At 60.0% G+C, this 22,153-nt stretch carries 26 protein-coding genes; 8 read left to right on the top strand and 18 right to left on the bottom strand.

Annotated features, from left to right (window positions below; translation table 11 throughout):
- Positions 1 to 4 precede the first annotated feature (4 nt).
- On the top strand, positions 5 to 1,648 hold the full coding sequence (locus J2T55_RS09155; protein ID WP_259055794.1) for a BCCT family transporter: 1,644 nt from the start codon (positions 5 to 7) through the stop codon (positions 1,646 to 1,648).
- A 98-nt stretch (positions 1,649 to 1,746) separates the two neighbouring features.
- Here the strand turns inward: J2T55_RS09155 and J2T55_RS09150 are convergent, their stop codons facing one another.
- The 5 genes from J2T55_RS09150 to J2T55_RS09130 form a co-directional block, all read right to left on the bottom strand.
- Complete coding sequence (locus J2T55_RS09150) at positions 1,747 to 2,463, bottom strand: 3'-5' exonuclease (RefSeq protein ID WP_259055793.1); 717 nt, start codon at positions 2,461 to 2,463, stop codon at positions 1,747 to 1,749.
- A gap of 3 nt (positions 2,464 to 2,466) precedes the next feature.
- Positions 2,467 to 4,365, bottom strand: a complete 1,899-nt coding sequence (locus J2T55_RS09145; protein WP_259055792.1) for a DUF294 nucleotidyltransferase-like domain-containing protein — start codon at positions 4,363 to 4,365, stop codon at positions 2,467 to 2,469.
- 41 nt (positions 4,366 to 4,406) lie between these two features.
- A complete protein-coding gene (locus J2T55_RS09140) occupies positions 4,407 to 4,814 on the bottom strand; it encodes a PGPGW domain-containing protein (RefSeq protein WP_259055791.1) in 408 nt (135 codons plus the stop codon).
- 119 nt (positions 4,815 to 4,933) lie between these two features.
- Positions 4,934 to 6,007 (bottom strand): AI-2E family transporter, encoded by a 1,074-nt coding sequence (locus J2T55_RS09135; protein WP_259055790.1) that lies wholly within the window; start codon positions 6,005 to 6,007, stop codon positions 4,934 to 4,936.
- A gap of 35 nt (positions 6,008 to 6,042) precedes the next feature.
- Positions 6,043 to 6,333 carry a hypothetical protein gene (locus J2T55_RS09130; RefSeq protein WP_259055789.1) on the bottom strand — a complete coding sequence of 97 codons (291 nt, stop codon included), beginning with the start codon at positions 6,331 to 6,333 and terminating at the stop codon, positions 6,043 to 6,045.
- 116 nt (positions 6,334 to 6,449) lie between these two features.
- On the opposite strand from J2T55_RS09130, the gene J2T55_RS09125 reads away from it, so the two are divergent.
- Entirely contained in the window at positions 6,450 to 6,713 is a 264-nt protein-coding gene (locus J2T55_RS09125) for a hypothetical protein (protein ID WP_259055788.1), read from the top strand.
- Between the two features lie 41 nt (positions 6,714 to 6,754).
- On the opposite strand, the gene J2T55_RS09120 is transcribed toward J2T55_RS09125, so the two are convergent.
- The 4 genes from J2T55_RS09120 to pqqA (J2T55_RS13240) form a co-directional block, all read right to left on the bottom strand.
- The gene (locus J2T55_RS09120; protein ID WP_259055787.1) at positions 6,755 to 7,528 is read right to left on the bottom strand and encodes a phytanoyl-CoA dioxygenase family protein; all 774 of its coding nucleotides are present in this window, start codon (positions 7,526 to 7,528) and stop codon (positions 6,755 to 6,757) included.
- Between the two features lie 87 nt (positions 7,529 to 7,615).
- Positions 7,616 to 8,086, bottom strand: a complete 471-nt coding sequence (locus tag J2T55_RS09115) for a DUF2452 domain-containing protein (protein ID WP_259055786.1) — start codon at positions 8,084 to 8,086, stop codon at positions 7,616 to 7,618.
- 242 nt (positions 8,087 to 8,328) lie between these two features.
- Positions 8,329 to 8,403: a pyrroloquinoline quinone precursor peptide PqqA gene (pqqA, locus tag J2T55_RS13245; RefSeq protein WP_407660071.1), complete on the bottom strand. Its 75-nt coding sequence runs from the start codon at positions 8,401 to 8,403 to the stop codon at positions 8,329 to 8,331.
- Between the two features lie 65 nt (positions 8,404 to 8,468).
- A complete protein-coding gene (gene pqqA, locus J2T55_RS13240) occupies positions 8,469 to 8,543 on the bottom strand; it encodes a pyrroloquinoline quinone precursor peptide PqqA (RefSeq protein WP_407660071.1) in 75 nt (24 codons plus the stop codon).
- Between the two features lie 276 nt (positions 8,544 to 8,819).
- Between pqqA (J2T55_RS13240) and J2T55_RS09110 the strand changes: the two genes are divergently transcribed.
- Together J2T55_RS09110 and J2T55_RS09105 are read left to right on the top strand one after the other, a co-directional pair.
- Entirely contained in the window at positions 8,820 to 9,278 is a 459-nt protein-coding gene (locus tag J2T55_RS09110) for a CopD family protein (RefSeq protein ID WP_259055785.1), read from the top strand.
- Between the two features lie 13 nt (positions 9,279 to 9,291).
- On the top strand, positions 9,292 to 9,639 hold the full coding sequence (locus tag J2T55_RS09105) for a hypothetical protein (RefSeq protein WP_259055784.1): 348 nt from the start codon (positions 9,292 to 9,294) through the stop codon (positions 9,637 to 9,639).
- Between the two features lie 24 nt (positions 9,640 to 9,663).
- Here the strand turns inward: J2T55_RS09105 and J2T55_RS09100 are convergent, their stop codons facing one another.
- The 4 genes from J2T55_RS09100 to J2T55_RS09085 form a co-directional block, all read right to left on the bottom strand.
- Positions 9,664 to 9,906: a hypothetical protein gene (locus J2T55_RS09100; RefSeq protein WP_259055783.1), complete on the bottom strand. Its 243-nt coding sequence runs from the start codon at positions 9,904 to 9,906 to the stop codon at positions 9,664 to 9,666.
- Between the two features lie 27 nt (positions 9,907 to 9,933).
- Positions 9,934 to 10,512: a restriction endonuclease gene (locus tag J2T55_RS09095; protein ID WP_259055782.1), complete on the bottom strand. Its 579-nt coding sequence runs from the start codon at positions 10,510 to 10,512 to the stop codon at positions 9,934 to 9,936.
- Between the two features lie 54 nt (positions 10,513 to 10,566).
- Positions 10,567 to 10,788, bottom strand: coding sequence for a hypothetical protein (locus tag J2T55_RS09090; protein WP_259055781.1), 222 nt, complete (start codon positions 10,786 to 10,788; stop codon positions 10,567 to 10,569).
- Between the two features lie 584 nt (positions 10,789 to 11,372).
- Positions 11,373 to 11,831: a YybH family protein gene (locus tag J2T55_RS09085; protein ID WP_259055780.1), complete on the bottom strand. Its 459-nt coding sequence runs from the start codon at positions 11,829 to 11,831 to the stop codon at positions 11,373 to 11,375.
- Between the two features lie 203 nt (positions 11,832 to 12,034).
- Here J2T55_RS09085 and J2T55_RS09080 point away from each other — a divergent pair, with 203 nt between their 5' ends.
- Complete coding sequence (locus J2T55_RS09080; RefSeq protein ID WP_259055779.1) at positions 12,035 to 12,979, top strand: LysR family transcriptional regulator; 945 nt, start codon at positions 12,035 to 12,037, stop codon at positions 12,977 to 12,979.
- 241 nt (positions 12,980 to 13,220) lie between these two features.
- Positions 13,221 to 14,021: a BamA/TamA family outer membrane protein gene (locus J2T55_RS09075; RefSeq protein WP_259055778.1), complete on the top strand. Its 801-nt coding sequence runs from the start codon at positions 13,221 to 13,223 to the stop codon at positions 14,019 to 14,021.
- A gap of 78 nt (positions 14,022 to 14,099) precedes the next feature.
- On the opposite strand, the gene J2T55_RS09070 is transcribed toward J2T55_RS09075, so the two are convergent.
- On the bottom strand, positions 14,100 to 15,911 hold the full coding sequence (locus tag J2T55_RS09070) for an ABC transporter transmembrane domain-containing protein (protein ID WP_259055777.1): 1,812 nt from the start codon (positions 15,909 to 15,911) through the stop codon (positions 14,100 to 14,102).
- Positions 15,912 to 16,066: 155 nt separating this feature from the next.
- Between J2T55_RS09070 and sohB the strand changes: the two genes are divergently transcribed.
- Together sohB and J2T55_RS09060 are read left to right on the top strand one after the other, a co-directional pair.
- Positions 16,067 to 17,065, top strand: coding sequence for a protease SohB (sohB, locus tag J2T55_RS09065; protein ID WP_259055776.1), 999 nt, complete (start codon positions 16,067 to 16,069; stop codon positions 17,063 to 17,065).
- Between the two features lie 4 nt (positions 17,066 to 17,069).
- Positions 17,070 to 17,267 carry a hypothetical protein gene (locus tag J2T55_RS09060; RefSeq protein WP_259055775.1) on the top strand — a complete coding sequence of 66 codons (198 nt, stop codon included), beginning with the start codon at positions 17,070 to 17,072 and terminating at the stop codon, positions 17,265 to 17,267.
- Here J2T55_RS09060 and J2T55_RS09055 read toward each other — a convergent pair.
- From J2T55_RS09055 to J2T55_RS09040, 4 genes are all read right to left on the bottom strand, one after another.
- On the bottom strand, positions 17,264 to 18,526 hold the full coding sequence (locus J2T55_RS09055; RefSeq protein ID WP_259055773.1) for a valine--pyruvate transaminase: 1,263 nt from the start codon (positions 18,524 to 18,526) through the stop codon (positions 17,264 to 17,266). The genes J2T55_RS09060 and J2T55_RS09055 overlap by 4 nt on opposite strands.
- Positions 18,527 to 18,961: 435 nt before the next feature.
- Positions 18,962 to 19,714 carry an IS5 family transposase gene (locus tag J2T55_RS09050; protein WP_259055772.1) on the bottom strand — a complete coding sequence of 251 codons (753 nt, stop codon included), beginning with the start codon at positions 19,712 to 19,714 and terminating at the stop codon, positions 18,962 to 18,964.
- A 109-nt stretch (positions 19,715 to 19,823) separates the two neighbouring features.
- Complete coding sequence (locus tag J2T55_RS09045) at positions 19,824 to 21,017, bottom strand: glycerate kinase (RefSeq protein ID WP_259055771.1); 1,194 nt, start codon at positions 21,015 to 21,017, stop codon at positions 19,824 to 19,826.
- Positions 21,018 to 21,106: 89 nt separating this feature from the next.
- On the bottom strand, positions 21,107 to 22,147 hold the full coding sequence (locus J2T55_RS09040; RefSeq protein WP_259055770.1) for a M28 family peptidase: 1,041 nt from the start codon (positions 22,145 to 22,147) through the stop codon (positions 21,107 to 21,109).
- Positions 22,148 to 22,153: the final 6 nt, after the last annotated feature.

Here is a 22,153-nt window from a genome sequence, read left to right as displayed (position 1 = left end):
TACCGTGACTAATCATTCTCAAGATGAGAAGGCCCAGGAGAACAACGAGGGTGCCGAGGGTATTCCGGCACCCGACGGTGCGGCCAACCTGATTGATACAGACTACGTCATCGGCCAGGACAACATCACCACGCGCAAGATGGGCGTCAACCTGGATCTGCATGGCAAGGTCTTTACGATTTCATCGCTGCTCATCGTATTTTTCGTCATCATCACGCTGGCGTTGCAGAACTATGTTGAACCGATGTTCAGCGGTCTGCGCAGCTGGCTGACCGATAACCTGAGCTGGTTCTTTCTGTCAGCCGCCAATGTCTTTGTCGTATTGACCATTGCCCTGATCTTCAGTCCATTGGGCAGGGTCCGTATCGGTGGCGCCCGGGCGACGCCGGATTTCAGCTATGCCGGCTGGTTCGCCATGCTGTTCGCCGCCGGCATGGGCATCGGCCTGATGTTCTACGGCGTGTCCGAACCATTGACGCATTTCAATACGTCACTGAGCGGCGACAGCTGGGCGCCGCTGGGTGGTGCCGCGGGCGATGCCGACGCCGCCATGGCCCTGAGCATGGCCGCCACTATATTTCACTGGGGTCTACATCCCTGGGCGATTTATGCCACCGTGGCGTTGGCGCTGGCGGTGTTCTCGTTCAACAAGGGCCTGCCACTGACGATGCGCTCGGTGTTCTACCCGATCCTGGGTGAGCGCGTCTGGGGCTGGTGGGGACACGTCATCGATATCCTGGCCGTATTCGCCACCCTGTTCGGCCTGGCGACATCGCTCGGTATCGGTGCCTCGCAGGCTGCCGCCGGCCTGAGCTATCTGTTCGATATACCGAACAATAACATCACCATGGTCTTTCTGATCATCGGCATCACCGCCGTCGCGCTGCTGTCGGTGGTCGCCGGCGTCGACAAGGGCGTGCAACGACTGTCACAGATCAACATGGTGCTGGCGTTCCTGTTGCTGATGTTCGTGATCATCGTCGGCCCGACCCTGATGATCATCACCGGCTTTTTCGAAAACCTGAAAGCCTATGTGGTGAATCTGCCGGCGCTGTCCAATCCCTTTGGCCGCGAGGATACCAACTTCAGTGGCGGCTGGACCGCGTTCTACTGGGCCTGGTGGATATCCTGGTCACCGTTTGTCGGCATGTTCATCGCCCGCGTCAGTCGCGGTCGCAGCGTACGCGAGTTTCTCATTGCCGTCCTGCTGGTTCCGTCCGCGGTGTCGGTACTGTGGATGACCTCATTCGGTAGCACTGCCATTGACCAGCTGGTCAACGGCGGCTTCGAGGGCGTCAAGGACGCGGCGCTGGAACTGCAGTTGTTCGTCATGCTCGGCCAACTGCCGCTGACCGCCATTACATCGTTCATCGGCATCATTCTGGTGATGGTGTTCTTCATCACCTCGTCGGACTCGGGTTCGCTGGTGATCGACTCGATTACTTCCGGCGGCAAGGTTGACGCACCCAAGCCGCAACGTATCTTCTGGGCTGTCATCGAGGGCGTGATCGCCATTGCGCTGTTGCTGGGTGGCGGGCTTATCGCGTTACAGGCCGCCGTGATTTCCACCGGTCTGCCATTCACCCTGGTATTACTGGCAGCATGCTACGCCATCGTCCGCGGGCTGATGAGCGAACCGCGCGGCTGATACGGGACTGACCGTTCGCACCGGCGTTCGGTACAGTCATGGCGGGCGGGCATCAATATCGATTGATGCCCGCCCGCTTCGTTTATGGGCCGGGACACTCAGCGCCACAAACTGCCGATGGGCACATCCGCGGGGAAATGGCGCGCGATCTGTGCCTGCAGCAATTCGGCCGTAGCCAGTGCATCGGTCAATGCATGATGGCCCTGGTAGGCCGGCAGGCCATAGCGCATGCGGCTGTTGTGCAGGCGGATTGATACGGGCGGACGCCGTATCCAGCGACGAAAACGCGCCCAGATTGACTGCCGGTAGCGGCGTGCTTCTATCGACATGGTATCGATCACCGGAAACTGGATACCCTCACCCAACAGGGCTTGCAGGGTCGTATTCAGGAACGGTCGCTCGATATGACGAAAATGCACCACCACCAGGCGCCCGGCCAGAGCCTCCAGCAATTCAGCAAGGATTGCATCGATTATCGGGGCCTGGGCTATGTCCGCGTGGGTAATGTGATGGAACGCGACCGACTCATCACTCAATGGCCGTAACGGTCGCACCACCCAGTAACGTCGCTGCGCCAGAGCGATGCGATTCAGCGTGAAAGGCACCAGGCCGATACTGACAATCGCATGACGCTGCGGATCGAGCCCGGTGGTTTCCATATCCAGGGCCACCAGCGGCGCCTCGTTGATGGGTGTGTCCGGCGCGATCGTACCAGCCGCAAAGAAACGGGCGAGACGTGCATCGCGTGCGGTCGCTGCGCGCTGGGCAAGATACTGCGGCCAATCCGGCGCCGCCGCTTTTGCGAACAGTGCCACTGTCTATTCCGCCGGCATGGGAAATCGAAAGCGCAGAAATTTCTGCGCGTAATCCAGTATCTGAAAGGAATCCTTAAGGTGATGCCGCTCGCTGTCGGAAACGTTTTCCGGCTCGATATTATTGTCGGGCGGGCGCTCCTGTTTGATATCGATCACCTGGTGACGATAGCGTGACATGGACAGAAATTCGAACGCATGCCGCAGGTTGTCACTGACACCCGGCGCCAGCAGCTGCGTCTGATCGATATCGTCGAGGCGATCGAAGCTGTTCTGCGCGCGCGAACCACAGGCCAGCGCATGGACGCGAATCAAGTCGACCATGGGAGCGATACCGCGACGCTTGAGATTGATCGAGTTGTTCTTCTTGCCGTCCTGCTCGAGCACGAAAGTGCGGAAAATGCCCAGTGGCGGCGTGCGGTTCAGGGCATTGAGCGCCATGGCCGCGAGAAACAGCGGCTTTTTCGCCGCCTTTTCCGCTATCAGTTCCTGCAATTCCTCGACCAGTAGGCTATCGCCGTAGATAGCATCGAGATCAAAAAAGATCGAACTGTTTAGTAGTCGCTCGGGTGTCGGATCATTCAGCCAGTCGTTGAAGTATTGCTTCCAGACCGAGAGCGGCTGGCGCCATTGGCGATTGGTCGCCATGATGTCGCCCTTGCAGTAGGGATAGCCGCAGGTATTGAGACCATCGCTGACGATCCCGGCCAGTGCCGCGAAATACGCGTCGTGTTCGTCAGGATCGAAATCATCGGCGAGCACCAGGGCATTGTCCTGGTCGGTCACGATCGACTGTTCGTCGCGGGCCAGCGATCCCAGGGCCATAAAACAGTAAGCCACGGGCGGCGGGCCCAGCGACTCCTCGGCCAGTTCCAGCAAGCGGCGAGTGAAGCTGCGGCCAATCGTCGACAGTGCGCTACCGACCATGCGCGAGTCCGCGCCTTCATCGACCATGCTGACAAACGCGGCACGCACATCCGGTGCCAGCCGGGCCATGCCGGCGGCATTGACCTGGCTGAAGATGTTGCTGACCAGATAGAAGCTGCTGTTCGTCTCGTAGCGGATAATATCCGAAAGGTGCACGATACCGATCGGCGATAGCCTGTGCATGACCGGCAGATGATGCACGTTATTGCGCAGCATGGTCAGCATGGCTTCATACACGGATTCATCGGACTGAATGACGATCAATCTGTCGCCGATGATTTCACCCACCGGTGTCTCGGGCGGCAACCCTTTGGCAACAACGCGACCGCGAAAGTCGCTATCCGTTAGAATGCCGCGCACCTGCCAGGGCCGTGCCTCACTGTCACGGTAAATATAGCGCGGCGCATCGTTCATACTGTCGACCACCAGCACGGCGGAGACCTGTGACTCGGTCAGTTGATGGGCTGCCTCCTGTACCGTTGTCGAGGCCGCGACGATCAGCGGGTAACGTGAGACCAGCTTGCGCACCCGCGTGATCATCATGTCATTGTTCTTTTTCTGCTCCTCGATAGTTGCCTGCAGACGCGGCCGTTCAAGTTCAACAAAATCGGCAAAGTTGTCGTTGCTTTCGCACAGCTTCTCGAACAGCACCTCGGGGATGAAATAGATGAGCGTATCTTCCATCGCCCGTACCGGGAAGCGCACGCGATTGTTGCGCATCAGCCCGAAGTGACCGAAGATATCGCCCTCATCCAGCCAGTTATACAGATCGCCGTTGCGACGATAGACCTCGACGGCACCGCTGCGGATATAGCACAGATGATGAATCTCCTGGTCATAAACCAGGATATCGCTACCCGCCTTGAAATAGGCTACCTCGATCTGACCGGCCACCTCATCCAGCAGATCGTCGTCGATCATGTCGAAGGGCGGAAAGCCCCCCATATGCTGGCGGATGTCGAGCAATTCTACTTCCATGTCGTTCTCCACCTTGTTGCAGGGTATGCCGGCATTATTTTCTAAAGCACCAGTGGCGGCCTGTCGGCGCGGCGACGTAACCAATTGATGACATTGAATACCGCTGGCCGTGACACGATCCAGCGCTCGAGCCGGTACTTGCCCGGATAATTGAGCAGCACGAGTCCGACCAGCAGGGTCAGTATGCCCTGCCCCGGCGTTACCAGCATGATGATCCCCATCATGAACAGTACGGCCCCAAGTGTGTTTTTCAGTATCACCAGCGGCACGCGGATCAGAATATGCTGTTTGCTACGACTGAGACTGCGGCGCCGCTCATGCGAAAAATAATCATGCGGCAGGCGCACGATCAGAATGGGTACGATAACCAGTGTGGCGACGAAGGTGATTATCGATCCGGCGAACAGCCACCAGAACAGTGCCTCGTATTGTTGCAACCCGTCGAGCATCAGCCTCGCGCCATCACTGCCAACAGAACCGTTTCATTAAGAGAATGTCTTTGGGACGCACAATGACTCGATTGATTCCATGAGCAGTCATGTTCGCGACGCCATCAGTACAGTATCCCTCAATCGGCCGGCAACCAGTCCCGGAACGCGCGACGGTAGATGTTGAGTACGGTGTCGAGCATCGCGGCGATAATCGGCCCGAGTAGTATGCCCACTGCACCGAACATGATGATGCCACCGAGGGTCGCCACCAGAATCAACAGATCCGGCAAGCGGGTATCACGGCCGACAATGATCGGGCGCAGGACGTTATCGACAAGACCGACGACCACCGCGCCCCAGACCACCATGGCAATACCCCAGCCGGTTGCGCCGGTCACGAACAGATAAATCGCTGCCGGTACCCAGATAAGCGGTGCACCAAGGCCGGGTATGGCGGACAGGATCAGCACGATGGTACCCCAGAATGCCGCACCACTGATGCCGGCTGCCCATAGACCGAGACCCACCAGCAGGCCCTGTAATGCACCGATAACCAGAATGCCCTTAAGTGACGCTCGCGTCACCGCGACGCCACGGTCGAGAATCAGGTCCCAGTCCTCGCGTGCAAGCGGCAGGTGCAGCTTGAATACATCCAGCATGCGCGCGCCATCGATGAGAAAAAAGAACATGGCGTAAAGCATGACAAACAGGCTAAGCAGAAAACCGACCGTACCCTGGGTAACTGCGGATACGCTGCTCACCAGCCATTTACCGGAAGCACTGCCGGCCTCGGCGATCTTGTTCAGGATGCGCTCGCGATATGGCTCCAGTTGCTCGGCATAGGGCAGCCAATCGGGCAATTGCGCGGTGATCGGTGTATCGCCGGACATGAGCTCCCTGGCCCAAGGCTTGATCTGTTCGCTCACCTGCACGGCCTCGGCGACGACGACACCCAGCATGGCCAGCAACGGCAGAACGATCACGACGACGGCAGCGGTGAGAACCAGAATGGCCGCAAGCGCCGACCGCCCACCAAGCCGCTGACACAACCAGCTTTGCAATGGATACAACAACGCACTGAACACGCCGGCCAGAACCAGCGCGATAATGAAGTTGCTGATCATGCCGAGGAATGTGGCACCGACGACCAGCAACAGCAGCAGGATGAAAACCTTGCGAAAACGATCGGTGCCCGGTGTGGATTCAGCCATGATGTTGTCCCGGTGAGTTGTTCAAAGGATACGGCTCAGGCACGCCAGATGAAGCGTAGGTACAGTGATACGAGCCCGAATATGGCAAAGCCGAGCAGCACGGCACCGAGAAAATAGGCACCGTAAACGCGGCCGAGCAATGTTGCAGCAGCGCTGATGGTCGTGATGAGAACGGCGGGGATCACCACGGCGGCAAGGACAAAACCCTTGCGATCGCCATAGCGCGGCTTGAGATTGACCTCGCCCCAGCACACCAGCCAGTACCACGCTATGGCGATACCGATCAGGGTCGGAATGGCAAGAACAAGTGCAATGAGTAATGGCATGCCGGCAGTTTAGCGGATATTCGGCATTGGCTGAAACGCCGCTATTGCCGACACTTGCCACATCATGCCGGCGTCCGCATAGTTCATCTTCAAATACGTCTGACCGGGGAGATGACATGTTGCGAATGAACCTGCTTGCCGAGACCAGTGATGCGATCCGGGAACAAGCTGGATTACTGCGGCTGGCGTTAGCGCTGATTGCCAGCCAGCTGATGATCATTGTTGCCGTACTGGTTGCGCTGGCAACCAGCCACTTCGGTCTCGGCGACAATCCGCTCGGCTGGCTGCTCTATCTGTTATGCCTGCTGTGGGCGGGAGCCGCCTGCACGCTGTTCGGCCTGGCTATGGGTGGCGCCGGCACACGCACACCACGCGTATGAATCGGGCCACAACGCTAGCGTTGAGTGACGCAGCCGGCCACCTAACCCAGCGGCACGTCCGGCTGACGGCTGGAACGTGAATCCGCCAGCGGCGGATTGTCGCCGGCGCGATAGGTAAACACCAGCGCGTGCTTGACCGCTTCGCTGCGGTTATTACCGGCAGCATGCAACAGGTGACTGTGAAACAGCAGCACGTCGCCGGGTTCGAGCTGCAAGGCCACGGCACTGTCGATGAGCGCCTGGTTGCGCGGGTCATCGCGCAGGAACAGCGCCGCGTCGAGCCGCTCCGGCTCGATATCCAGCCGCTGGCTGCCGGGAATCACGTGCAGGCCGCCATTGTCGGGATGTTCACCGTCCAGCGCCAGCCAGGCGTTGACCAGTTCCGGCCGGCTGAAGTACCAGTAGCGGGTGTCGCGGTGCCAGCCGGTGCGGCTACTGCCCTGCGGATGTTTGGTCATCAGGCAATTGTGATGATTGCGCACCAGCCACAGGTCATCGCCGAGCAACGCCGCCACGCGTGCCGTGATGCGTTCGTGGGTTGCCCAGTCGGCAAAGGCGGGGTGCCGATCGTAGGCCTGCAGCAGGCGGCGCACGGTGGTGCCCTCGGTCTGCCCGGTCAGCCCCGGCAGACCCGGATAGTCGGCCTCGGACTCATACTCCAGCGGCGCTTGCCGGGCGGCCAGCTGCTCACGGGCCACCTGTTGCAGTTCAGTCAACACGGTGGCCGGCGCCAACTGACGCAGTACCAGGTAGCCCTGCTCAGTGAAGCGATCGCGCTGCGCGGCGGTCAACGTTGCGGTGATGGTTTCAGTCATGGCGGCGCATTGTACCCGCGCCGACGGCTGTCGGCAGCGGCAATTTCGGAACCGGGCACGGGACAGATCCCGCCGGAATGAATGCTACTAGACGGTCTCGCCGTCGATGGTATCGCCCTGGGAGCCGCTGTCAGCACCCTGCCGGGCGGCGTCCGCATCCATGGGTTCATTGACCTCGACCGGCTCCCAGGTGGAATCGCCGAGCAGACGTACCGCCGACTGGTACTCCCAGTGGTCCGGCGCACCGCAGCTCCATGCCTGCGGACCGGTGGGGCTGAGCACGTACTTTTGCTTGCCGCTATGCCAGTACAGGTAATAGGTCTTCATGACCACCGGCGAGAACTGGTAGTCCGCTTCCAGTACCGCCTCGGTGACCTGCAGGCGATCCACGGTACCCTTGACCTGGCGTTCGATGGCCTCGAGCTGCTGACGCGCCAGGTCGTACTGCTCCTTCAACTCGTCGAGTTTCTGGTTCGTGTGATGCCGGGCGACGTTGCGCTGCTCATCCTTCTCGTCCGCCACCGGTACCGGGGCGTAGGGCGGCGCCGATAACTCCATCGGGTATTCAATGCTGTTATGTCGCTCTGGATCTTTGTCGGTGATTTTCATGACAACAATTTATACATGCTGAGAATTGATTGCCCATTATTGTCCTTGTATGGGCGCGAGCTTTCAAATACAAGCCTGTTAACCGGGAAAAAAACTGGATTAATCCTGAACAGGCAGGCTTCTGCCGGAAACAGCCCAAAAAACAAAACCCCGCCGGAGCGGGGTTTTGCGGGTACAACAAGTGCTAATGCTTACTTGTTGTTGATATACATCGTCACTTCGAAGCCGAAGCGGATGTCGTTATAAGCGGGAGTTTCCCATTTCATGATAAACACCTCCAGTTAGTGGATTAACGTCTCGTGACGTTGCCTGAATTCTGTCGCAACAAGTCTTACTTGTTGTTGATGTACATCGTCACTTCGAAGCCGAAGCGGATGTCGTTATAAGCCGGGGTTTCCCATTTCATCGTCTTTCTCCTGTCGATCGTTTGGTCAGCTCACTCGCTGTTACCGTGGATCATGCAGAACGCATGCCAACTCAGGAGTTGGTTTTAGAATCATTAATAATCAAGAATTTATTGAATTTTCCGGCATCGACGAAACGTCCTGACAGGGTGATTGGCTGCAACCAGATGGTTGCTGGCAACCAACCAGGTGGTTGGCGACGACCAGTCCGCAGCAGGCAGATGTGTTACCGTGCGCGCCAATAACCCCACAGAATCAAATGCGCTGAGGAATTCACCATGAGTCTGGTACTCGCACTGCACACGCTGGCCGCCGTCATCTGGGTCGGCGGCATGACCTTCGCCTACTGCTTCCTGCGCCCGGCCGCCGGCGCGACGCTGGATGGCCCGCAGCGCCAGTCACTCTGGCAGGCAGTCTTCGGACGCTTTTTTCCAGCGGTATGGCTGCTCATCGCCATCCTGCTGGCCAGCGGCTACTACATGCTGTTCGGTCTGTACGGCGGCTTTGCCGGCGCCGGCGTGCACATCCATATCATGCACGGGCTCGGCCTGCTCATGATGCTGTTGTTCGCGCACATTTTCTTCGCGCCCTGGCGGCGTTTTCGCCAGGCCCTGGACAATGGCGACACCGCAACGGCAGCGGCAAAACTCGAACAGATCCGGCTGTTTGTTGCCATCAACCTGGGTCTCGGGCTGATCGTGGTCGCCGTGGCCAGTGGTGGCCGGCTGGTGGGCTGATTAGGACGCGAACGTGACTGCCGGGGTGGATGCTGACGCGGTGCGCGCTTACCTGCGCGGCGTTGCCCGCCGCGGCAGACCGGTTCTCTACCGCGACGCCGCCCGCGAACTGGCACTGGAACCACCACACACCATTCACCAGCTGGCGCTGCTGCTCGAGCAACTGATGGTCCAGGATGCCCAGGCGGATGTGCCACTGATAGCCGCACTGGTCGTCAGCAAGCAGCGAAACGGACTGCCCGCGCCCGGTTTCTTTGCCAGGGCACGCGAGCTGGGACGCTATCAGGGACCCGACACCGGCATACCGGCGCGCGAATACCATGCCGCGGAGCTGAAGCGTGCAGTCGACTACTGGGGCTGATCGTCCCGGCCTGTCAGCCGGAATTCAACCCGCGGCGCGCTCGTATGCGATCGCCACCGCGCCGAGATTTTTTTCCATGCCCTGCAGACATTCCATTTCACTGTCACTCAGGCGGGCAAAGCGCAGCTCCGGCGGTGGCCGGAAAGCAGCGGCGTGCGCATCACTTTCGCGATAAAGCAGCAGATAGTCCAGGTGCAGCGACTGCTCTGCTTCGTGAACAATGGCAAGTTGTTCGTTGTCGAGTTCGGCGAGTTTCCAGTGCGGCATGCAAACCTCCATTGAACCGGTGAACTGTTACAGGTGAAGTTCTAACTTACGCCGGTTCAAACCGTGTTTCAAAGCACCGTCTTCAATCCATATCCCGGGCCCCTGGCAGGCAGGAAACGCCGCACATCCCCAAAATTGCGAGCCGGCATAACGGCCGCGTGCCCGGCGGCGTACCATGGAACGGCCGCAGACGGGACATTCGGGCGCGTCGTGCAGCGGATCGATCGCCTCGGCGGCAGCAGGCCGCAACAGGTTTTGCTCAATGTCGGCGCAAACGGGGCCGATAAGTTGAACCAGTTGCGCGCCGTCGACGAGCTGGACAGGCGTGGCCGCCGCGAAAGACTTGGCCGCACGGCTGAAATGACCGCTGGCGACGACAAAGCCACCATCGGCCTGGCCTGCGGTCACGCAAGCGTAAAGTTCGCGCACGACGCTGACACCCAGCCGGCGCGAATCCCAGTGCTTGAACTGGACGTAATCCTTTTCCAGGGCACGGCGCAGGACCAGGTCGACGCCCGCATCCACCCCGAACGGGTTCTGCAGCACCTGGTAGCCCTGGCGGCGATAGGCTTCGATGAGATAGCGTTCGAAGTCGCGCCAGTGCAAATGGCGGAGAGCGTGAATAGTCCGCTGGCGGTTGAACAGCCGGCGATCAAGGTATCATCGGCCCAATGACAACAGTGCTACCAGCACAAACAGGCCGGCGACGAATGGCGCCAGGTTGGCAAGGACCCGTGCGAACGTTGCAGGAACGGGGGCGTGATCGAGAAGACCGGGGGCGGCCAATGCCATGAGCAGATAGCTCAGAACCGCCAGCGCCAGTGCCATCGGCCAGGGCAGTTCCGCGGCGAGTTCAAACAGATGAGACCTGTGTCTGGCCATGCGCGCTGTCCCTGCTGCTGCATTCCTTTCCACAGGATCGCGTAACGCCACGATCACTTCCCAGAACATACATTTCAGCAGATAATTCGTGCAGCGGCCAGACAGCGGCAAAAAAAAACCCGGCGTTGGGAAACGCCGGGTGAATGAGTCTCAGGGGAGTGAGACGACGAAGCTCGTCAGTTCGGGTGACGACTTCGCCAAGAGGAGGAAGAGAGGATGACCCTCTCCAAGTTACTCAAACCTTTGCCGCGCAGCGCCGGCTGCTGCTTGCCGATGCTGCATAAAGGGGCATTGCCCTGCTGCAGTGCAATAGACTATTAGTACCTGTGGGTATACACAACTACTATTTTATTGACTCACTGTTTCTTTTAATGAAACAGATAACCAATTGATTTTATTGCATCATTAAAAAAATCTTACAAAAAAGCCGAACCACAGCGACCTTAAAAAAAGTCCCGGTCACGGAAGGCTCCGGACCGGGGCAAGCGTCTCAGCGGAGTGAGACGATGCGGCCGGCTCGGAATCCGGCCGCATCTGCGGAGGCGTAGAGCAAGCTCTACAGGTCAAAAACTTTCAGCCCAGCCTCAGTTCCAGCGCTGGTAGGTGGTACGCCAGCGGCCGTCGGACTGTCGTTCCAGTACGCTGATCATGCGGCCCTCAAATATCATGTCGTTTTCCGGCGAGCGCAGCGCCTCCCAGCGGCTGGTGACGATGATCGAATTGTCATCGCCCTGCACTTCGCTGATGTCGAGGGTATGGGCGTTGAAACCGATGTCGTACAGGGTTTTCCAGAAATTCCGGATACCCGCCGTGGTGGTTTCGGCCTGGCCGGACGGCGTCATCAGCACGGCGTCCTCGGTATACAGGGTGCTGACCTCGTCAAACTGGTCGAGACCACCCTCGTTGAAGGCGATGTTCCAGGACGCCAGGTTCTGCACAGCGATGTATTCGATGTCGCTGGCGGTTTCTGCGGCCCGGGCACCGTGGCCGGTAACTGCCAGCATGAGACTGGTGACCAACAGGATTAAGCGCGATGACTTCATTGGATACCTCCTTGGGCGTTTGCCCATTAACGGTTAAAGTCAACGCAGCCAGTTACACTTTGGCTTGTGCTTCAGCGTCTATTGCTGCGATGCACAATATCCTAGTAGCCACCCTCGGTTTACACAACAACAATATAGTTGACTTACTGTTTCCTATTGAGAAACAATAGTGGCATGGTCATCCATAATCAGGGGAGTCGTTCATGGACCGATTAACCAGCATGCGCGTGTTCGCCCGCGTTGCCCGCGACGGCAGCTTTGCCGCCGCGGCACGCGAGCTGGATATATCCCGCGCCATGGTCAGCAAGCACGTCATGAACCTGGAGGAAAACCTGGGCGTGCGTCTGCTGAACCGCAATACCCGTCAGGTCAGCATGACCGAAGCCGGCGCCAACTACCTCGAGCGTCTGCAGCACATCCTTGCCGATCTTGATGAAGCCGAGGAAGCGGTCGCCACCCTGACCAGCGAGCCGCGCGGCATCCTGCGTCTTAACGCGCCACCGTCGTTCGGCGCGTTTCACCTGGTGCCGCTACTGGCCGAGTTCATGCAGATGTACCCGAAGGTCCAGGTCGAACTGAAGCTGACCGACCGCACGGCCGGCGTCGTCGAAGAAGGCTTCGACCTGGCGATCGAGGTCGGGCGACTGGCGGATTCAAGCCTGGTCGCGCGTACCCTCGCCCACTCACGGCTGGTGGTCGCCGGCTCGCCCGACTACCTGGCCCGACACGGTACACCGCAGACACCAGCTGACCTCGATACACACAACTGTCTGACCAGCTCACGTTTTCCGCCGCGCGACGAGTGGCCGTTTCGCGGCCCCGACGGTGATACGCTGCATAAGGTCAACGGCCGTTTCCGTTCAAACATCGGCGACGCGGTACATCGCATGGCCGTCAACGGCCTCGGTCTGACCATGCTGCCAACGTACATGATCGGTAATGACCTGCGGGCCGGCCGCCTGCAGGCATTGCTGCTCGACTACGAGCCCGCCCCCTACGCCATCGCCGCCATGTACCCGGACCGGCGTTACCTGCCGGTGAAGGTGCGCAGCCTGGTCGACTTTCTGGCGGAACGTTTCGGTCCTAAGCCGGACTGGGAAGCCTGGGATCCGGAGGGCCAGCCCAGATCCGGGAAAGCAGGCGGCTGACCGTACTGCAACGCGAATGAATCCGACCAGTTAATTTCTCCTCACCCGGGCCAGGCGAATAACACCCGCCATCGCAGCGACAACATCCATGGCAGTTTGCTGGTTTGATCACAAATTGCCGAAATTGCTCCACGAAAATGACCGCCTCGGCTATACTTCAAGTAAGCCGCTAACAAGAGGCCCGAACTCAATGGGTCCATTATAGGAAAGGCCATTCATGGCCCGGGGCAATGGAGAGAACATGGGGTATTTCGCTATGCTGCACCGACTGCTACCGCTTCTTCTGGCCGCAACAAGCCTGCCCGTCATAGCCGCGGAATCCGGCAAGCCACTGGAAGGCAATGATCAAGCCAGCGAACAACAGCGCCTTGCAGGCTACGGCTGGACGCTGTACGACAACCTGTTCAGTACCGGCGAAAGCTACCTCTATTCGCCGCTGAGTCATTCACTGGACAGCCAGGTCCGGCTGGCGGCGTTTGACCACTGGAATGACGTCCACACCGGCGGCGGCCGCAGCCTGCTGTGGCAGGACCCGGAGCGCGGCCTCGTCAACGCCATAGCCTCGTACCTGGATTACAGCACCGGCCACTACTACCGTTTTGGTGCCGAGGGTGAGTGGTACCACGGTTCACTGACCGCCAGCGGCCGTGCCGGTTACCTGCACAACACCGGCCAGCCAGGTTACCTGCACAACACGGACTCGTTCGAATCGCAGCCCTTTGCCGGTATTGATCTGCGCTGGTACGCAACCGACAACTTGTCATTCCAGATCGGCGGCGAACAGATCAACGACGTTACCCTGGGCAAGATCCGGCTTGAGTATCAGCCGCGCTTCGACAGTTTCAATGGCCTGAGCTTTTTCGCCCGCGCCGCGCATGGCAGCCAGGACAACGAATATGTCCTCGGCGGATTACGCTACAGCTTCGGCCAGGGCTTTGGCGAAAACCCGTCGCTGCTGCTGCGGGATCGCGGTAATCCGGCGGCCACCGGCGTCGATCAGTTGTCGCCCGATTTCAAATCGCTGTACTACTACAATCGTTGAGTCTTGGAACGGCGCATCCCGGCGTTATCGGGATGCGCCGTACCGCGCTTCACCCCGCCTACCCCACGGACAGCCAATCTAGCCCGATACCGCCGGCTGTAGGACAGATGTTTGCCGACCGAACTGCAGCTCCGCCAGCCGCGCATACAATCCATCCTGTTGCAGCAACGCCTCGTGGCTGCCGACTGCTACGACCCGGCCGTGATCCAGAACGACGATCCGATCCGCCTTCTGCACCGTAGCCAGGCGATGCGCGATCACCAGGGTCGTGCGATCGTGCAGCAGTCTTTCCAGTGCCTTTTGTACCAGCCGCTCGCTCTCGGCATCGAGCGAACTGGTTGCTTCATCGAGCAATAATATCGGCGGATTCTTGAGGATCGCCCGGGCGATGGCAATACGCTGTTGCTGGCCGCCGGACAGGCGCAGACCGCGCTCGCCGAGGAAAGTTTGCCAGCCCTCGGGCTGGCGTTCGATGAATTCGTCGGCCTGTGCGGCGCGCGCCGCCGCCTTGACGTCTTCATCGCTGGCATCGGGACGGCCAATGCGGATGTTTTCCAGCGCATCGTTGGCGAAGATCACGGTTTCCTGCGGTACGATGCCGATACGCGCGCGCACGCTTTCCGGATCCACCTGCGCGATATCGACACCATCGAGGCGAATCACGCCGGCCTTCGGATCGTAAAAACGCAGCAGCAACTGGAACAGCGTGCTCTTGCCAGCTCCGGACGGACCAACCAGTGCCACCGTCTCGCCGGGTTCGATGCTCAGGGAAATATCCTGCAACGCCGCCTGCTGCGGCCGCGATGGATAGTTGAACTGCACCCCTTCGATCGCGATGCGGCCCCGTCCCGGTTCCGGCAGCGACTGCGGCCGTGCCGGCGCGCGCACTTCGGCGCGCGCCTCGAGCAGTTCCATCAGCCGCTCGGTGGCGCCGGCGGCGCGCTGGAGTTCGCCCCAGATATCCGACAGCGCCGCGGTGCTGCCGGCGACCAGGATCGCGTAAAGCAGGAACTGACCGAGTTCGCCACCACTCATGCGCCCGGCAATGACGTCATGCGCACCGACCCACAGCACCAGCACGATGGAACCGAAGACGATGGTAATCGCCAGTGCGGTCAATGCCGCCCGGGTACGTATACGTTTGCGGGCGATGCGGAAGGAACGCTCTACCGCATTACCGAAACGATCACCCTGCAGGCGTTCCAGCGTGAATGCCTGGACGATGCGGATCGCGTTCAGCGTCTCGCCGGCAATGCCGCTGGACTCGGCGATGCTGTCCTGGCTGGCGCGCGACAGCTTGCGCAGCTTGCGGCCATAATAAAGTATCGGACCGACCACCAGCGGCACCAGCACCAGGATCATCGCGGTCAGGCGCGGACTGGTGACGAACAGCATGATCAGACCACCGATCAGCGTTACCGTGCTGCGCATGGCCACCGACAGGCTGCTGCCCACCACCGACTGGATCAGGGTCGTGTCCGTGGTCAGGCGCGACAGTACCTCACCGGTCCGCGTGACCTCGTAGAACGTCGGACTGAGGCGCAGGACATGCTCGTAAACACGACTGCGGATGTCGGCGACGATACGTTCACCCAGCCACGAAACCAGATAAAAGCGCAATGACGAGAACAGCGCCAGTACTGCCGCCAGCAGAAACAGCGCCAGGAAGTACTGATTGATCGAGGCAACCTGTTCACTGGACAAACCCTGATCAATAACCTGGCGCACTGCTGCCGGCATCGCCAGTGTGGCCGCGGCTGCAATCAGCAAGGCCAACAAGGCCATGGCAATGCGCAGCCGATACGGGCGCAGGAACGGCAGCAGACCGCGCAAGGCGCCAATATTGCGGCTGCGTTCGCGATGCGCGGCGTTGGAATCGGTCTGGCTCAATGAATCACTCGTCAGGGACACACAGCGGTGCCATCCAGGGCAAAGAAAGGCGCAAGTCTACCCTGTCAGCGCCGCTGCGTTAACTCGATTTGCCATCCGGGCCACGCAAGCCGACGAAATCACGCTATAATCGGGCAAATTCCGGGGAGCATAAGATGGAATACCTTGCCGAATTCGGTCTGTTTCTGGCCAAGATACTCGCGGTACTGATCAGCGCCGGGCTTGTCGTCGCCGCCGGCAGCCTGGTGATGATGCGCGCGCGTATGAGCGGCGAGGAACATCTCGAGGTCAAGCACCTGAACCAGAAGTACCGGCACATGGCGCTGACACTCAAGCATGCCATAATGCCGAGCAAACGCTTCAAGAAGATCCTGAAAGCGAGCAAGGGCGAGGACAAGCAAAAGCGCAAGGACTACGATGAGGCCTCCGGCCAGCGCGTTTACGTCGTGCATTTCAACGGCGACCTGCGCGCCAGTGAAGTTGCCTCACTGCGCGAGGAAATCAGCGCCATCCTGCAGGTGGCCGACAACAACGACGAGGTGCTGGTCACCATCGAAAGCGGCGGCGGCACCGTTCATGGTTATGGTCTCGCCGCCTCCCAACTCCGGCGCGTTCGCGATCATGGCATCCAGCTGACCGTCGCCATTGACAAGGTCGCCGCCAGCGGCGGCTACATGATGGCCTGCGTCGCCCATCGCATCATCGCCGCGCCGTTTGCCATCGTCGGATCCATCGGCGTTCTCGGCCAGCTGCCCAACTTTCACCGTTTTCTGAAAAAGCATGATATCGATTACGAACAGATCAGTGCCGGCGAATACAAGCGTTCGCTGACCCTGTTCGGCGAAAACACGGACACCGACCGTGAGCGTTTCCGCGAGGAACTGGAACAGACGCATGAACTGTTCAAGACGTTCGTGAAGAACAACCGGCCGCAGCTCGATATTGACGCAATCGCCACCGGTGAACACTGGTATGGTACGCGGGCGCTGGAGCTGCAGCTGGTCGATCGGTTGCAGACCAGCGACGACTACCTGGCCGAGGCTGCCAAAACAGCCGATCTTTACCAAGTGACTTATGTGCGCAAGAAACCGCTGCTGGAAAAACTCTTCGGCCCGACCCTGAGCCAGATACGCGACTACCAGTTGCTCCGCTAGTCCCGTGCGCAGCCTCATCCGCCAATCGAAAATCTGCCGCGACACGGATGCCGACCCACGCGAACAGGAACAGGACCGCCGCGCCGGTCAATACGTTGGCGAACTGAAACGCCGCTGCGGCGGCAGTCGCTGGAACCTGGTGGAAATCGATTTTGCCAGGCGCCGGCGCAAGCCGGGCCCGGGTGACAACCACCAGGGCTAGTCCTGATGGCCGAACGCCTTTTTGACTTCTTCGGCAATAATGCCGATGCCGCGCTGCACGACCTCGGGTGACTGCGCATAGCTGACCCGAATGCATTCGTGGCGATGCGGCCAGTCCTCTTCCAGTCCCGGGAAGAAATGTTCACCGGCGATCACCAGCACGCCGCGCTGCTTGAGGCGCCGGTAGAGTTCGTCGCTGCTGATCGGCAGTCCCGGAAACCACAGCCACAGGAATATCGCACCCTCGGCCTCGTGGATGCGGTAATCGACGCCGGCCAGTGCCGCGTCGAACCAGGCCAGTGCCTGCTCCGAACGCGCCCGGTAGTACGGATTGATGACATTGCGGCTGAGCTCGATAATCTCGCCGCTGGCGGTCATTTCCTCGGCCAGCGCCGGACCGATGCTGCCGTTGGCCAGCTGCAGGATCGCGTTCATGCCGGTAATCGCCTGAATCACCGGTTCCGCGGCAACGATGATACCGGTACGTACTGCCGGCAATCCCATCTTCGACAGACTCAGGCAAAGAATGATCTGCTCCGACCAGGGCAATGCGACCTGCTTGAAAATGATGTCGGGAAACGGCTGGCCGTAGGCGTTATCGATGATGAGCGGCACATCGTGCTCGCGCGCCAGAGCATGCAGGCGATCGATTTCGTCATCGGTCAGCACGTTGCCGGTCGGATTGGTCGGCCGCGACACGCATATGGCACCGACGTCATCGGCGATCGTCAGTTCATCGAAGTTGACCCGGTACTTGAAGCGGTGCGCCCCACGCTCCTCGATTGAGGGTTTGACGGCACGAAACAGCGGCTGGCTGATGCCGACATCGCTGTAACCGATGTACTCCGGCAGGATCGGCAACAGGATGCGACGCCGGCCGCCATCCGGAAACGCGCCGGCAAACAGGTTGAAGAGCATGAAAAAGGCCGCCTGGCTACCGGCCGTCAGGGCGATATTGCGCTCGCTGATAGCCCAGCCGTACTCGCGCCGGAACAGTTCGCATAAAGCTTTAATGAAACGCGGCTCGCCCTGGGGCGAATCGTAATTGCCGATCATCTGAGCAAAACGGTTCGGCTCATCAAGCAGCGCCTGCATGCGTCGATGCAGGCGTTCATTGATCTCGGGAATGGCGGCCGGGTTACCACCGCCGAGCATGCAGACATCCTCGCCGCCATTGGCCATGGCCTCGCCCAGATCCTGCATCAACTGCAGAATACCGGCACTGCCCATAAAGCGTTTGGAAAAGGATGAGAATTGCATGACGTTGGTGATTGGTAATTAAAAATGCGTGTTCGACATTGTTCCGGTGTCAAAGAAAAACTTCAAATTCAATAGCCAATAAACCAGTTAACTAATTAACCACACCCGTAGGAGGCCCGACCGCGGGCCGAACAGGAGGTCGGTTACGGCATGGTATTCGAACCTTTTTCGTGGCGAGGTCGCCGCTCCTACCTTCCATTCCCTCCCCCTTGATGGGGGAGGGTCAGAGCCTGCCCCGTACTTGATACGGGGGTGGGGATGATTGAACTAGCGAGGCTGTTTAATTCACCCCCATTCCCGGCTTACTGCATGCCAGGACAGACTCTTCCTTCCCCATCAAGGGGGAAGAGACAAGGTGCGCTATGCGCTGTTGGTCCATTCGCTCCCACAGGATCGGGGCCTGCCAATCACCAATTACTAGGGCCTGTTGATCTTTCACATGGGCAGCCAGATTATCGCGCAGGCCAACGCAATCATACTGGCATAGTTTCGCTGCAGTTTGTCATAGCGCGTGGCGATGGCGCGGAAGTGCTTGAGCCGGGCAAAAGCGTTTTCGACCAGGTGTCGGTACCGGTATAACCCCCAGTCCATGTCGTCATTGCCCTGCCGGCTGTTACTCCGCCGGGGTATGACCGGCCGGGCCTCACGCTGCTGTATCGTGTCACGAAAGGCGGCGCTGTCGTAGCCCTTGTCAGCGACCACATAATCCATTGCCGGTGTCCCGGCCAGCAGCGACTGGGCCCGGCTGATGTCATGGCTATTGCCGCCGGAGAGTTCAAAATGCACTGGCAGGCCGAAGCCGTCGACCGCCAGGTGCAGCTTCGTGCTCCGGCCGCCCCGGCTCTGGCCAATGGCTTCATCCGCATCGCTCGCGGCACCGCTGCTGTGTTGATGGGCGCGTGCCACGCTACCATCCATGAACAGCCATTCCGTATCCGGGTCGTCGGCCAGACCCAGAAACAGCTGCGACAATACACCTTTCTTCGACCACAGATTGAAACGCCGGAACACCGTGTTCCAGTGGCCGAACGCCGCCGGCAGGTCGCGCCACGGACAACCCGTGCGCATCCGGTACAGGATCCCTTCCAGCGTCAGCCGATGTTCCGTCTTGTTGTACACCCGCCCGCTGAGCTGCAGCAGGTTCGATAGCCGGGACCAGTCGGCATCTGTTAACATCAATCCGGGCATGGTCGCCTTAAATCACTGTTTTGTCGGAAAAACAATGATAACAGGCACCATGCCCATCCTTAATTAAACCGCAAAGATCAACAGGCCCTAGTCACCAATTAACCAATCACTATCTAACCTTCTTCTTCGCCTTCTTGCGCACACGCTTTTTCTGCATGTCCTGACCCAGCATGATCATGCGCAGCGCGCGTTCGCCGGCGTTGGCGAGATACTTCGCGGCATTATCGAAAGCGTTGTCCAGTGTCATCGGCCGGGCCACCGCGGCATCGAGACCGTGTATGCCGTGTTCGAACACGCCGCGGGCGTCGTCAGCCAGACCGCCGCCGATGGCGATCACCGGCACGCGCGCCTTTTTTGCGGCCTTGGCCACGCCGGCCGGTGTCTTGCCGAACGCGGTCTGAAAATCGACCTGCCCTTCCCCGGTAATGACCAGGTCGGCGCCCTGCAGGTAATCCGCCAGGCCAACCGCCTTGACGATGATGTCGATGCCACTTTGCAGTTTGGCGTTCGTGAATGCCACCAGTCCGGCACCGAGACCGCCGGCGGCACCGGCACCGGTCATGTTGTTCACGCGGACACCGAGATCGCGCTTTATCACCTCACCGAAATGCTTGAGGTTGGCATCCAGGGTTTTCACCATCGCCGGTGTCGCGCCCTTTTGCGGCCCGAACACGGCAGCGGCACCGCGTTTGCCGACCAGCGGGTTGTCGACGTCGCTGGCGATGATGATCTTCGCTTTCCGGACACGCGGGTCGAGGTTGTCGGGATCGATGCTGGCGATCCGGTTCAGCATGCCGCCAGCGGCGTATTCACGGATCACGCGGCCATTCTTATCGCGGAACCGCACCCCGAGTGCCTGCGCCATACCGGCGCCGCCGTCGACCGTGGCCGAACCGCCGATACCGATGATGATGTGACGGGCGCCGCGGTCAATCGCATCGAGGATCAGCTCGCCGGTACCGTAGGTCGTCGCCCTGAGCGGATCGCGTTTGTTGCTGGTAACCAGCGGCAGACCCGAGGCCTCGGCCATTTCGATGACCGCACTGTCACCCTCGGCAAGCAGGCCGTAACGCGCCTTGACCGGCTTGTTGCCCAGCGGGCCGCGTACCTGCTTGCGAACGAACTTGCCGCCGACCGCGTCGACCAGCGACTGCACGGTGCCCTCACCACCGTCGGCCATCGGCACCTTGATGCACTCGACGTCCGGCAGTACGCGGCGGACGCCGGTCTCGATCGCCTTGGCGACCTGCAGCGAGGTCAGGTTTTCCTTGAACGAGTCGGGGGCAATAACGATTTTTTTCATGGGCGTGTCGCGATGATTTGTTGTTATGAAGCGCCGTGGGCGGGTCTTTGCAGGCGCTCACATTAATGGAATCGTCTCACGGCGACAACTCAGTCGCCGCCTGCCAGTGCGGCAAAAGTCCGCGCCAGGCCACTGACGACGCGCGTCATCGCCGCGTAATCCAGCGTTTCCGGGGTGTCGCTATGATGATGGTAGTGCGGGTTACGGAAACCGGCGGTATCGGTAACCATCAGCGCCGGGTAGCCCTGCTGCCAGAACATGGCGTGATCGGAACGGCGGATGTCCGGCAGCATGAACGCCGGTGCCGCGATACCCTGCGACGGTTGCGTGGCATAGTCACGGAAATACGCCAGGGTGTCATGCAAAAGGCCGCGTGAACGCAAATCGGCGACAAAGGCGATAAAGTTGCCGCGGTCCGGGTAGAAGGCCTCGATGGGTCGCGGGAAACGCTGGCTGCCGGGCGCATTGTCGTAATAGCCGAGCATCTCCAGCGAGAACATGCCGACGATGTTCTCATCGCGCTGGCCGGCACTGGCCGCATAGACCTTGCTGCCCATGCTCGGCCCGCCGAAGTGCGGCGATTCCTCGTTGGCAAAAGCGACGAAACGGATCGTGCGATCGAAACGCCGGCCCGCGGCCTTCTGTTCGGCGAACCAGCGGGCAATCTCCAGCAGGCCGGCAACCCCGGAAGCGTTGTCGTCGGCACCCGGCGACGGCCAGGCGGAATCGTAGTGCGCCCCGATCACCAGGACTTCGTCGGCATGCCGGTGACCATGCAGTTCGACTTCGACGTTCACGAACGGCCCGCTAAACGGACTGTCATCATCATCGACCCGGTATTCGCGCCAGCGCGGCACCAGCCCCATGGCCTGGAACTGATCGTGAATGTAGCTGGCGGCTGCTTCCAGCGAACCGGCCTGCTCGGTATTGCGCTCGCCGATCGTGCCAGCCAGGTGGCGAACATGACCCTGCAGGCGCTCGCGCTGCTGTTGCTGCGTGGCATCCAGTGCCGGCGGTTCGCCGTTGTGGCTGCTGCCGGGCATGGCCAGCATGTACCAGCCCAACGCAGCCAGCATTATAATCAGCAATAAAAGCCACAGCATCAGTCGCAGTACGACCCGGCGCAACATACGATG

The sequence above is a fragment of the Methylohalomonas lacus genome, assembly GCF_024808875.1.
Lineage (GTDB): Bacteria > Pseudomonadota > Gammaproteobacteria > Methylohalomonadales > Methylohalomonadaceae > Methylohalomonas > Methylohalomonas lacus.
This window is presented reverse-complemented; position numbering and strand designations above follow the sequence as displayed.

Coding starts and splice junctions, on each gene's coding strand:
- J2T55_RS09145 (WP_259055792.1), bottom strand. CDS start 4,365: ATGGAAGTAGAATTGCTCGACATCCGCCAGCATATGGGGGGCTTTCCG.
- J2T55_RS09140 (WP_259055791.1), bottom strand. CDS start 4,814: ATGCTCGACGGGTTGCAACAATACGAGGCACTGTTCTGGTGGCTGTTC.
- J2T55_RS09135 (WP_259055790.1), bottom strand. CDS start 6,007: ATGGCTGAATCCACACCGGGCACCGATCGTTTTCGCAAGGTTTTCATC.
- J2T55_RS09130 (WP_259055789.1), bottom strand. CDS start 6,333: ATGCCATTACTCATTGCACTTGTTCTTGCCATTCCGACCCTGATCGGT.
- J2T55_RS09125 (WP_259055788.1), top strand. CDS start 6,450: ATGTTGCGAATGAACCTGCTTGCCGAGACCAGTGATGCGATCCGGGAA.
- J2T55_RS09120 (WP_259055787.1), bottom strand. CDS start 7,528: ATGACTGAAACCATCACCGCAACGTTGACCGCCGCGCAGCGCGATCGC.
- J2T55_RS09115 (WP_259055786.1), bottom strand. CDS start 8,086: ATGGAGTTATCGGCGCCGCCCTACGCCCCGGTACCGGTGGCGGACGAG.
- J2T55_RS09110 (WP_259055785.1), top strand. CDS start 8,820: ATGAGTCTGGTACTCGCACTGCACACGCTGGCCGCCGTCATCTGGGTC.
- J2T55_RS09100 (WP_259055783.1), bottom strand. CDS start 9,906: ATGCCGCACTGGAAACTCGCCGAACTCGACAACGAACAACTTGCCATT.
- J2T55_RS09090 (WP_259055781.1), bottom strand. CDS start 10,788: ATGGCCAGACACAGGTCTCATCTGTTTGAACTCGCCGCGGAACTGCCC.
- J2T55_RS09085 (WP_259055780.1), bottom strand. CDS start 11,831: ATGAAGTCATCGCGCTTAATCCTGTTGGTCACCAGTCTCATGCTGGCA.
- J2T55_RS09080 (WP_259055779.1), top strand. CDS start 12,035: ATGGACCGATTAACCAGCATGCGCGTGTTCGCCCGCGTTGCCCGCGAC.
- J2T55_RS09075 (WP_259055778.1), top strand. CDS start 13,221: ATGGGGTATTTCGCTATGCTGCACCGACTGCTACCGCTTCTTCTGGCC.
- sohB (WP_259055776.1), top strand. CDS start 16,067: ATGGAATACCTTGCCGAATTCGGTCTGTTTCTGGCCAAGATACTCGCG.
- J2T55_RS09055 (WP_259055773.1), bottom strand. CDS start 18,526: ATGCAATTCTCATCCTTTTCCAAACGCTTTATGGGCAGTGCCGGTATT.
- J2T55_RS09050 (WP_259055772.1), bottom strand. CDS start 19,714: ATGCCCGGATTGATGTTAACAGATGCCGACTGGTCCCGGCTATCGAAC.
- J2T55_RS09045 (WP_259055771.1), bottom strand. CDS start 21,017: ATGAAAAAAATCGTTATTGCCCCCGACTCGTTCAAGGAAAACCTGACC.
- J2T55_RS09040 (WP_259055770.1), bottom strand. CDS start 22,147: ATGTTGCGCCGGGTCGTACTGCGACTGATGCTGTGGCTTTTATTGCTG.